Below are 1025 nucleotides of genomic sequence, written 5' to 3'. Positions count from 1 at the left end.
GGCTTGTAAAGGGTTGGGTTTATGTTTAACTCACCGTACACTTCATCAGGATTACTTAGTCTATCCATAAAAAAGAACGTACTACCCCAAGTATGTCCCGACGCATGTTCTATAGTAACAACACTTCTATCGTCTTCCTCCCCTGAAAATGGCTCTAGGTAGTCGGCCCCTTTCATTGCGGTAATACTAAAATCAGACCAAAGCTCTTTAGCCGAAACACCTGTTGAGCACATTGTAATTGCAGTTATAAGTGCTAGTTTTTTTATTGTTTTAGTGTTCATTTTAATTCCTTTATTTTTATGAATCTTAGTTTAGTTAAGATGATCCGTACTTGCTGAGTAATTTTCTGGTAGTACCAACGTCATTATTATTGCGGTGATACCCGACACCGTCACTGCGCTACCGAATATGGCAGTAACCAACTTAGGTGCGTTTGTAAACAACTCTGGTACAAAACTAACACCTAGCCCTAGTCCCAAACTCACCGCAATAATAAGTAAACTTCTGCGATTTATTTTTTCGCTGGCTAGTATTTTGACCCCTGCGGCTGCTACGGTGCCAAACATTACAAGCGTTGCACCGCCCAAAACGGGTTTAGGTATATTTTGTAATACAGCGCCAATCACAGGAAACAAACCAAGGATGATTAAAATACCGCCGATCCACAGGCCTATGTACCTGCTGGCAACACCTGTTAGCTGAATAACCCCGTTGTTTTGACTAAAAGTAGTATTTGGAAAAGTGTTAAATAAGGCCGCAATCATCGAGTTAACGCCATCACCTAGAATACCACCGCGTATGCGTGCTAAGTAAGTAGGCCCTCTAACAGGTAACTTAGAAACAGCACAATTGGCAGTAATATCGCCTGTCGATTCAATTGCAGTAATAAGGTATAAAAAGCCAAAGGCTATAAGCGCACCAAAATCTACACTAAAACCGTACTTAAACGGTCTTGGCATGGCGATTAAATCAAACTCGCCGACTTCAAATTTGGCTATTCCTAATATAACGGCCAGTATCCAACC

Annotated in this window: 1 protein-coding gene and 1 pseudogene; both read right to left on the bottom strand. The window is 41.3% G+C overall.

Annotation, left to right across the window (positions count from 1 at the left end; genetic code table 11):
* Nucleotides 1-281 (bottom strand): annotated as a pseudogene (locus tag L654_RS0101185) (DUF5020 domain-containing protein); the annotation flags it as partial.
* Nucleotides 282-311: 30 nt separating this feature from the next.
* On the bottom strand, nt 312-1025 hold a 714-nt coding region (locus L654_RS0101180; protein ID WP_024607001.1), incomplete at its 5' end, for a solute carrier family 23 protein.

The organism is Pseudoalteromonas sp. TAB23 (genome assembly GCF_000498075.1).
GTDB classification, from domain to species: domain Bacteria; phylum Pseudomonadota; class Gammaproteobacteria; order Enterobacterales; family Alteromonadaceae; genus Pseudoalteromonas; species Pseudoalteromonas arctica.
The sequence above is the reverse complement of the archived record's forward strand: the minus strand, read 5'-3'. Positions and strand labels throughout refer to the sequence as shown.